This is a genomic window from Streptomyces bullii (assembly GCF_042657145.1).
GTDB classification, from domain to species: domain Bacteria; phylum Actinomycetota; class Actinomycetes; order Streptomycetales; family Streptomycetaceae; genus Streptomyces; species Streptomyces bullii.
In genome coordinates this window covers 1-9,049 of the sequence record NZ_JBHSNY010000033.1, presented here as the reverse complement: position 1 = coordinate 9,049, position 9,049 = coordinate 1, and the positions used below count along the sequence as shown (strand labels likewise).

At 67.6% G+C, this 9,049-nt stretch carries 4 protein-coding genes and 4 pseudogenes; 5 read left to right on the top strand and 3 right to left on the bottom strand.

The genetic code is table 11. The annotated features are described in order from the left end of the window. Positions 1 to 414 precede the first annotated feature (414 nt). A pseudogene (locus ACFPZJ_RS39605) lies at positions 415 to 1,162 on the bottom strand (transposase). Between the two features lie 949 nt (positions 1,163 to 2,111). Between ACFPZJ_RS39605 and ACFPZJ_RS39600 the strand changes: the two are divergent. The 4 genes and pseudogenes from ACFPZJ_RS39600 (at position 2,112) to ACFPZJ_RS39585 (ending at position 7,372) form a co-directional block, all read left to right on the top strand. Then, a pseudogene (locus tag ACFPZJ_RS39600) lies at positions 2,112 to 3,345 on the top strand (IS256 family transposase). A 545-nt stretch (positions 3,346 to 3,890) separates the two neighbouring features. Then, positions 3,891 to 4,637, top strand: coding sequence for an IPT/TIG domain-containing protein (locus ACFPZJ_RS39595; RefSeq protein ID WP_381031916.1), 747 nt, complete (start codon positions 3,891 to 3,893; stop codon positions 4,635 to 4,637). A 219-nt stretch (positions 4,638 to 4,856) separates the two neighbouring features. Continuing rightward, the gene (locus tag ACFPZJ_RS39590) at positions 4,857 to 6,068 is read left to right on the top strand and encodes an IPT/TIG domain-containing protein (RefSeq protein WP_465269694.1); all 1,212 of its coding nucleotides are present in this window, start codon (positions 4,857 to 4,859) and stop codon (positions 6,066 to 6,068) included. A gap of 110 nt (positions 6,069 to 6,178) precedes the next feature. Beyond that, positions 6,179 to 7,372, top strand: coding sequence for a peptidoglycan-binding protein LysM (locus ACFPZJ_RS39585; protein ID WP_381031912.1), 1,194 nt, complete (start codon positions 6,179 to 6,181; stop codon positions 7,370 to 7,372). A 116-nt stretch (positions 7,373 to 7,488) separates the two neighbouring features. Here ACFPZJ_RS39585 and ACFPZJ_RS39580 read toward each other — a convergent pair whose 3' ends face one another. Both ACFPZJ_RS39580 and ACFPZJ_RS39575 read right to left on the bottom strand, forming a co-directional pair. After that, positions 7,489 to 7,818 (bottom strand): hypothetical protein, encoded by a 330-nt coding sequence (locus tag ACFPZJ_RS39580; protein WP_381031911.1) that lies wholly within the window; start codon positions 7,816 to 7,818, stop codon positions 7,489 to 7,491. Positions 7,819 to 7,898: 80 nt separating this feature from the next. Continuing rightward, positions 7,899 to 8,771, bottom strand: a pseudogene (locus tag ACFPZJ_RS39575) (IS5 family transposase). Positions 8,772 to 8,873: 102 nt separating this feature from the next. Between ACFPZJ_RS39575 and ACFPZJ_RS39570 the strand changes: the two are divergent. After that, positions 8,874 to 9,049: pseudogene (locus ACFPZJ_RS39570) on the top strand (IS5/IS1182 family transposase); the annotation flags it as partial.

Below are 9,049 nucleotides of genomic sequence, written 5' to 3'. Positions count from 1 at the left end.
GCAAGGCGCATTCGTCACGGCGTATTCGCGTCGAGCACGGCATCGCCCACCTGAAAAACTGGCGGGCTCTCGCCCGCCACCTTGGCCGCCGCGAGCACATCAGCGACATCGTTCAAGCCGTCGCCGGTCTGCTGTCCCATCAGCAGACAGCAGACCTGATTCCGACACGGCAGATGTGAGCACTGCGCCCCGCCGTCATCCTCGACGTCTCAACGCCTACCATGCACGAGCTCGCTAAGCGGTACCGTTTGGATCATCGGGTGGACCAGAGAAAGAGGCCTGCGATGTGGAGTCCGGCCAAGTAGATGGTGGCGGTCTTCTCGTAGCGGATGCGACCCTCGCCACCGCTGCCGGCGGTTGATGCACCTTTCGACGGTGTTGAGCTGCTTATAGACCTCGCGGTCAGTGAGCGTTTCAGCGTTGACGCTCCAGGGTGAGGACGGCGGCGGCGATGACCGTCATGCGGTTGGGGCTGCAGCGGGTTCTGCGGAAGACGCGCCAGGACTTCAGTCTCGCGACGTTTCGTTCGACCGGTGCTCGTGCCGCTGACAGGGCCCGGTTGATCGTCCGCTGGGTCGCGGTGAGGTCCTGGTGCGGAAGACGTCTGATCGGCGTGGTCACCCAGGAGCCGGCCCCGATGTAGGCGCGGTCGGCGAGGACGGGCACGCCCTGGCGTTCGCAGATCCGGATGATGCGGTGGGTGCGGGCCGCGGTCAGGTCGTGGGTGCGGCCGGGCAGTGCGGGCGAGATCCACAGCAGCTTGCCCTCAGGGTCGGCAACAACCTGCACGTTCACGCCGTGGCGGCGGTGCTTTTGGGAGAAGTCGGCCCGGCTGTCACCGACCCGGTCGCACTCGGCGAGCGTTCCGTCGAGCAGGACGTGATCGGGATCCGTCTCCCGCAGGACCCGCAGCATCCCGGGCGCCCGGCGGGACAGATGGCCGACGACGGCGGTCACGTAGGCGTGGGGTGCCGACGGATATGCCGAGACCGGCGGCGATCTGAGCGAGCGTGTCGTGCCTGCGAAGGTAGATCAGGCCGACGAGAGCACGCTGGTGAGGCGGGAGCTTGCAGCGGCGGTCACCCTCACGGGTGACGATGAGCATGGTTACCCACTCGACCAAGGCGTGCGGGAGGTCGAGTGCGGCAGGATGGGGAACCAACGAGGCTCCTGCGCTGATGAGTTGAGACGTCCAACACCTTTCTCAACGGCACAGGAGCCTCGTGCGTTGCGGACGTCGGCACCGTCACTCGATCAGTGGCCACTCTGAAAACGCTCAGTTGACTCACGTGCCGCATCCCGCGGCAGCTGGCGGTGCAACACACTGCGAGTTGGTTCGGCGTGGCATCAGACCGGACACAACAGCAGGACACGGAGCGTGATGCGAGCCGCTTCAGCCGGCGCCGCGAACGGCACCGGCTGAGGGGGATCTAATTTCTCTCCGGGAGTGCCCATCGCGGTGTGCCGGTGGTCACCGTGCTTCTCCCGGGGAAGCCATGGTTGATCCGACTGCCGCATCCCCCGGCGAGAATGGGCGGCCCACCGGTTAGATCCGCTTCCAGTAATCCATTGCCGTCGCAACAGCCGCAAGGGGCCCCTGAGTCCCTCACACGAACGGAGCAGCGCATTGTTTGCGCCCCCCTGCAAGGAGCTGTGTCCGTCTCTCCCGGAAACTGTGTCGGCTTATTGTGGTAACTGGCTTGACGGTGAGGGCTTTTCGTCTCGTGGAATGCCGAAGGCGCAGCGGGTTGATCCAATGGACGCGGGCGCATGTCGGGTCATTCGTTCTGTGTGGAGGTGTGCCACCTGTCGCGCTGGAACCTCCGCTCGTTCGCGGGAGCATGGACGTTGAAGCGTTCTGGGCCGATTCCGCTCCCGGTTACTGAAGGAGCTTGCTCTGCCGGCCGGTTTGGAACAACAGCCGCTGCGGCGGTCTTGCCAGAGCCGAGGGCATTGAGGTTTGCCCCAAGTTGCGTCGGTTGCGTCCTGAGAAGTGGTGTACGGATTCGACCTGACTCCGGGGGTTTGCTCCGGCATCGGGATGGTGCCCGCATAGACGAACGGCCACCGGCTGATCTTCGAGATGTCGAAGCTCGAAGGAGATCAGCACGATGACCGCACCCGACAGTCTGCCCCTGCACGCCCTCGCGGAAGACAACCTCGCCGCGGCGAGTGCCGATCTGCTGCGCGCGATGGTCAAGACGTTCGCCGACGCGCTCATGTCCGCGGAGGCCGACGCCCTCTGCAACGCGGAATACGGGCAGGGCAGCGACGAACGCGTCAACCACCGCAACGGCTACCGCCCACGCGAGTGGGACACCCGCGCCGGCACCGTCGAACTGGCCGTCCCCAAGCTGAGGCAGGGCAGTTACTTCCCGCACTGGCTCCTCGAACGCCGTCGCCGGGCCGAACAGGCCCTCATCTCGGTGGTCGCCACCGCCTACCTGCTCGGGGTCTCCACCCGGCGGGTCGAGAAGCTCGCCGAGACCCTCGGCGTCACCCAGCTGTCGAAGTCCCAGGTCAGCGCGATGGCCAAGCACCTGGACGAGCAGGTCGCCGCCTTCCGCAACCGGCCCCTGGACGCCGGGCCGTATGCCTTCGTCTGGGTCGACGCACTGACCCAGAAAGTCCGCGAAGGCGGCCGAATCATCAACGTCCACGCACTGATCGCGGTCGGCGTCAACGCCGCCGGACACCGCGAGATCCTCGGCATCGACGTCGCCCCGAGGACGGCGCCGGCTGGCTCGCCTTCCTGCGCTCGCTCATCGCCCGCGGCCTCACCGGCGTCCAGCTCATCATCTCCGACGCCCACGCCGGCCTCGTCGACGCGATCGGTGCCGTCTGCCCGGCTCATCGTGGCAGCGATGCCGGACCCACTACGCCCGCAATCTGCTCAGCCAGGTCCCCAGGTCGGCCCAGCCCTGGGTGGCCACACTGCTGCGGACCATCTTCGAACAGCCCGACACCGACGCCGTGGAGGCCCAGATGCGGCACGTCCTGGACGCGCTGGAAGCGAAGTTCCCCAAAGCAGCAGCCCACTTGGACGCCGCCCAGCATGACCTGCTGACCTTCACCGCCTTCCCGCGCCAGATCTGGCGGCAGATCTGGTCGAACAACCCGCAGGAACGGCTGAACAAGGAGATCCGCCGCCGCACCGACGTGGTCGGCATCTTCCCCGACCGCACCGCCGTGATCCGGCTCGTCGGCGCGGTTCTGGCCGAGAAGAACGACGAGTGGACCGAGGCCCGCCGCTACATGGGCCGCGAACTCCTCGCCAAGGCCCGCCTCCACCCGATCGAATCAGAAGCCGACGAGACCGTCCTACCCACCGAACTCACCGCATAGCCTCAAAGAGGAGATCATCGAGTGGCCGTCGATACACCACTCCAGCGGACGTGACCCCGGGCTCGCAGGACGCAAGCGATCCTCCCTGGCTCCACCGTTCCAGCGATCAGCTGGTTCGCCCTTCGGATGCGTACCTCTATCCGGCCTCAGTACCGATTGGCAGGTGGGTGAGGTACTCCGTTCGGGTGATGCGCGTTGACGGACTCTTGTCGCTGAGGTGGACCTGTGGGTCACTAAGAGTGCGAACCGGCGGGCTGCCCATCCCCGTGCCGGGGGAACACGGATACAGGCAGCGCTTGCCGGTTTTCTCCTTGTCCACGGGAGATGGCAGGTGCCGTGCGCACGCCGGGCCGTGGGACCGGGGCATGTATCTGGAGTTCCTCCATAGCGCCTCGACGCTGCCAGGCGGTGCTCACCATGCCTGACGCGGCAGCCGGTCCCCATCGGTTGGCTGTTGGCGGGGTTGTTTCTGTGAGTTGCTGGCGGTAGCTGGCCGGCCTTGCTGGTTCCTCGCATGTCCCCATCAAGCAGCGAGGAGTACTGTCATGCCTATCTCTCCGACTCAGGGTTCCACCGGTGGCGGGACGCTGGTGACCATCACGGGCACGAACCTGTCCAACACCAACGCCGTGATATTCGGCAACAAGCCGGCCACCAACGTCACCAACGTCTCGCCGACTCAGGTCACTGCGGTTGCCCCGTCGGGGACCGGCACGGTCGGGGTCACGGTCTCCACGCCGGGCGGAACCAGTAACCCGGTGCCGTTCTTCTACGTCGGCGCGCCGTTCAAGTCTTCCCTGGGTACGTCCTCCGGGCCGCTGGCCGGCGGCAACGCCATCACCATCACTGGCACCGGCCTGTCCACCGCGACGAGTGTGGACTTCGGCGGGGTGACCGCGACGCCGACGGTGAACTCCGACAGCTCTCTCAGTGTCACGGTGCCCGCGGGCGCCGCTGCCGGGCCGGTGTCGGTCAGTGTCACCACCGCCGGGGGCACCAACAACGGCCTGTCCTACACCTACGTCGACAACCCGACGATCGGCACCATCAGCCCGACGTCGGGACCGACCTCGGGGGGGACGGCGGTGACCATCACCGGCACCAACCTCGACAGCACCGACTCGGTAACTTTCGACGGCGTCGCGGCACCGTTCTCGGTGATCAACGCGACCACGTTGTCGGTGGTCACCCCGCCCGGCACTGCCGGAGCGGCCGATGTCGTGGTGACCAACCCTTCCGGCTCCGACACCGCGGTCGGCGGCTTCTCGTACGTCGCCGGCCCCGGCATCTGACCCACCCGTAGGCCTCCCTCCCGGGAGGCGACCAGTCCCCGTCCGGGCGGTAAGCCCCCCTCCGCCCGGACGGGCCCAGCCCTGGACCAAGAGCTGGCTCACAGTACGTGATCGCTCCGCCCGTTTGCCTCTCTGAAGGAGTTCACAAGCATGGTTGCCCCTGTGGTCTCTTCGGTCAGTCCCAACCAGGGGTCGGCCTCCGGCGGTACAACTGTGACCGTGTCAGGTACTGGATTCACTGGTGCCACAGCCGTCCGCTTCGGGAGCAAGAACGCGACTTCCTTCACTGTCAACAGCAGTACGCAGATCACCGCAGTGAGCCCGTCCGGCACCGGCACGGTGAACGTCACCGTCACGACCAGCCAGGGCACCAGCACGCAGCAAATCCCCTTCACTTACGTGTCGACATCGGTTCCTTCCCTCACCGGTCTGTCGCCCACACAAGGACCGGCGAGCGGTGGCACCACGGTGACGCTGACGGGCACGAACCTAACCGGTGCGACGGCGGTGCGGTTCGACGGCGTCGCCGCGACGTCGTTCACTGTCAACAGCAGTACTCAGATCACCGCGGTGACCCCGGCCCATGCGGCCGGTGCCGCTGCGGTCACCGTGACCACCTCCGGCGGCACCAGCAACGCCCTGACCTTCACCTACCTCGCTGTTCCGTCCGTCAACGGCCTGTCGCCCAATCAGGGCCCGGTGGCCGGCGGCACTACGGTGACGCTGACGGGCTCCGACTTCACCGGTGCGACGGCGGTGCGGTTCGACGGCGTCGCCGCGACGTCGTTCACTGTCAACAGCAGTACTCAGATCACCGCGGTGACCCCGGCCCATGCGGCCGGTGCCGCTGCGGTCACCGTGACCACCCCCGGCGGCACAAGCAACCCCGATAATCCCAGCGCGTACTTCTTCTACGCCGCGCTTCCCGCGCTGACCGCCCTGGCGCCCGCGGCCGGACCGGCAACAGGCGGCACCACGGTCACGCTGACCGGCAACGACCTGCTCGGTGCGACGGCTGTACGGTTCGACGGGATCGCCGCCACCTCCTACACGGTCGACTCCGCCACTCAGATCACCGCGGTGAGCCCAGCGCACGCTGCCGGCGCCGCAGCCGTGACCGTGACCACCCCCGGGGGCACCAGCAACCCCCTCAACTACAGCTACCTGTCAGCACCCACGCTCAGCTCCTTGTCACCTGCCCAGGGACCCACCCACGCCGGGACCCTCATCACCCTGACCGGCAGCAACCTCACGACGACCACCGATGTGCGCTTCGGTTCCACCCCCGCCTCCTTCACCGTGGTCTCCCCGACTCAGATCACCGCCGTGGCCCCCGCAGGCGCCGCCGGGCCGGTCGCCGTCACCGCCACCACGCCCGCCGGCACCAGCAACACCCTGACCTACACGCGAACCGACGCACCCGCCATCTGATCCAGCAAGCAAGGTCCACCCGCACTGAGTTCTCCCGGGTCGCACGGTCGTCCGCGCCTGCCCCGGTTGAGGGATGGCGGGACGACCAGCACAACACGTCAGGAGCCGTGATGCCCCCCTTTCACGCCGCTGTCATCCACCCCGACCGGTCCGTCACCTACTGCGGCACCGTCGACGAACACCACCTCCAAGAGGCCCGCGCGATCGCCGCCCTGCCCCATACCGCTCGCCACGTCGTCGAGCATCCGCGCCACCCGGGGGCGGTGTTCGTCCTGCGCCAGGACGGAGACCTGGACTGGTACCAACCCAGCCAGACCACCCCGGCCCCATTAGGAGCCCCGCGTCAGCGACAACCGACAGTGGGCCAGGGTTCGGTGCGAGCCGCAGCCCAGACGGCCGTCCCCGACCGGGGCGCTCTGTGGATCGAGGAGGCGGTCAGGTTCGGCGACGGCGTGATCGGCGGCCCGATGGATACCCCGGGCTATCCACCCCGCGTGGTCCACCACACCACCGAGTCCCCAGCCGGCGGCAAATACCTCGAGGCGGTCGCCTCCTACTTGATCAAGGTGGCTGCCGAACCGCACCTGATCTACTGCCCGGTCACCGACCGCGTCGGGCAGTTCGGCCCGCTCAATCACTCGGCCCGCGCCCTGCGCAACGACGGCCCCCGCCGCACCAACCGGGAAGGCCGGGTCTGCATCCAGATCGAGGTCCTCGGTCACGCCGCCAGACCCTGGACCGCTGGTTGGGACCCGCGGGACAAGCCCGGCTGGCAACGGATCCTCACTGCTATCCGCTCCTGGGACGTGCCCGACGCATGGCCAGCCGGCCCTCCGGCCACCTACCCAGGAGGATCGGCTCCCCGCTCGCGTTCCCTCTGGCAATCCAAAGGCGGTCACTTCGGCCACTGCCACGTCCCTGGCAATGACCACGGTGACCCCGGAGCGATCGACACCGCGAAAGTACTGTCCACGACGGACGGGCCACCGCCTGAAAGGCGGCCCGGACTGAAGGTGAGCCTCGCCCACGTCGTATCGGCCGCCAAAAAGGATCCTTCCGGAGCCGACGGCCACCGCACCCACCCGGCAGACGTCCGGGTAGTGGAGGACGCTCTCGTCGTTGAAGGGCTCCTTGAGCGCCGCTACGCAGACGGCTCCTTCGGAACCAAAACGGTGCAGGCCTACGCCGAATGGCAGCGCAGCGCAGCCGGCGGCTCCTACCGAGGCAAGGATGCCGATGGCATTCCAGGGCGCGACTCCCTGACCCGCCTGGGGACGAGACACGGCTTCACTGTCATCCCATAGCTTCCGCCTTCTGAGCGACACCTCACCCTTCCGTTTCGGCGCGTGGCCTTGCTCGGCGCGGTGACCGGTATGACGGGGCCGCGGGCGTCGACTCGGCGCGCCGTCTAGGCCGTGTTTTAGAAAGTGCTGGTGTGCTGGATTGGTCGTCCGGGAAAGTTGCGGCCGGCCAGCCAGACGATGAGGTCGTTGGCGATCGCGCCGATGTCTGTGTCGGTGGTGACCTTGTGTTCGTGGCGTGTGCTGTCGCGCAGGACGATCTCGTAGCCGCCTGCGTCGCAGACGGCCACGGAGGCGAACCAGGTGGGGTCGTCCTCGTCGGGCTGGATGACGATGAACGTGTTGTCCGCGTCGTCGAGTTCGCTGATGAGGTCGAACAGGGCGTCCTCGGACGGGTCGTCGATGTGGTGCCCGTTCTCGCTGTCGGCGCAGTAGTAGGTTGCCGCCACGATCCGTTGTCCCCCTGGTGCCGACGTGTTGCCGCAATGTCTTCGTCAGGATGGCATGAGGGGCGGACAGCCCCGTGTGGTCACAGCCATTCGTTGATCGCGGCGATGTGGACAGTGGCCTCGAAGCGGAGGGCGAGTTTGTCGAACCGTGTGGCCACCGCCCGGTTGCGCTTGAGCCGGTTGATGCCGCACTCGACGGCATGCCGGGCCTTGTAGTCCTCACGGTCGAAGACCGGAGGACGTCCACCGCTGCTTCCGCGGCGCTTGCGATGGCCAGACTGGTCAGCCGGTTCCGGGATGGTGCACCGGATGCCGCGCCTGCGTAGGTAGGCGCGGTTGGCGCGCGAGGAGTACGCCTTGTCTGCTCGCACTCGCAGTGGCCGTCTGCGCGGACGGCCCCGCCCCGCCCGGGGCACGCGGATGCCTTCCAGGACGGTCACGAACTGCGGGCTGCTGTCTCCTCACTGGCCCGCTGTGACCAGCAGCGACAGCGGTCGCTGGTCCTGGTCGCAGGCCAGGTGAATCTTGGTGGTCCAGCCGCCCCGGGACCGGCCGAGCCCGTGGTCGTCCGGCTCGCAGCCGACCCCGCCGGGCGGCTCCTTTTGGGCCTGCCCCTCCCGGCGGGCGCCGGCGGCGTGCTGGTGTGCCCGGCAGATCGTGGAGTCGACGTTGACCTCCCACGTGATCAGCCTGGCTGCATCCGCTCTGGCCTGCAGCGCGGTCAGCACCGCCGCCCAGACGCCGGCCCGCTGCCAGCGGCGGAAGAGCCCGTAGACCGTCTGCCACGGCCCGTACTCCACCGGCAGATCACGCCACGGAGCACCGGTTCGCACCCGCCAGCGGATCCCGTCAATCAGTCTCCGCCGACCCGCTGGCGGCCTGCCGACCTGCCCAACGGGCAACAACGGTTCCAGCACCGCCCACTGCTCATCCGAGAGATCCCCACGCCCCACACCGCGATCATCACGGCATGAGGCATGGCCACAGGCCCAGTTCTAAAACACGGCCTAGAGGTTGTCCCGTAACCGGTGGGGCGGTTGGTGCGTTGGCTGGGCATGGGTGGGGTGATCTCAGCGGATGATCCGAAGTGGATCGAGCCGTTCACCGGGCTGACCGAGTCGCAGTTCACCAGGCTGGTCGCGTTGGTGCGGCGTCGCGGTGGTGACATTCAGCGCGGCCGTCCCTGGCGGCTGCCGCTGGAGAACCGGGTGTTGCTGGTGGCGACGTACTG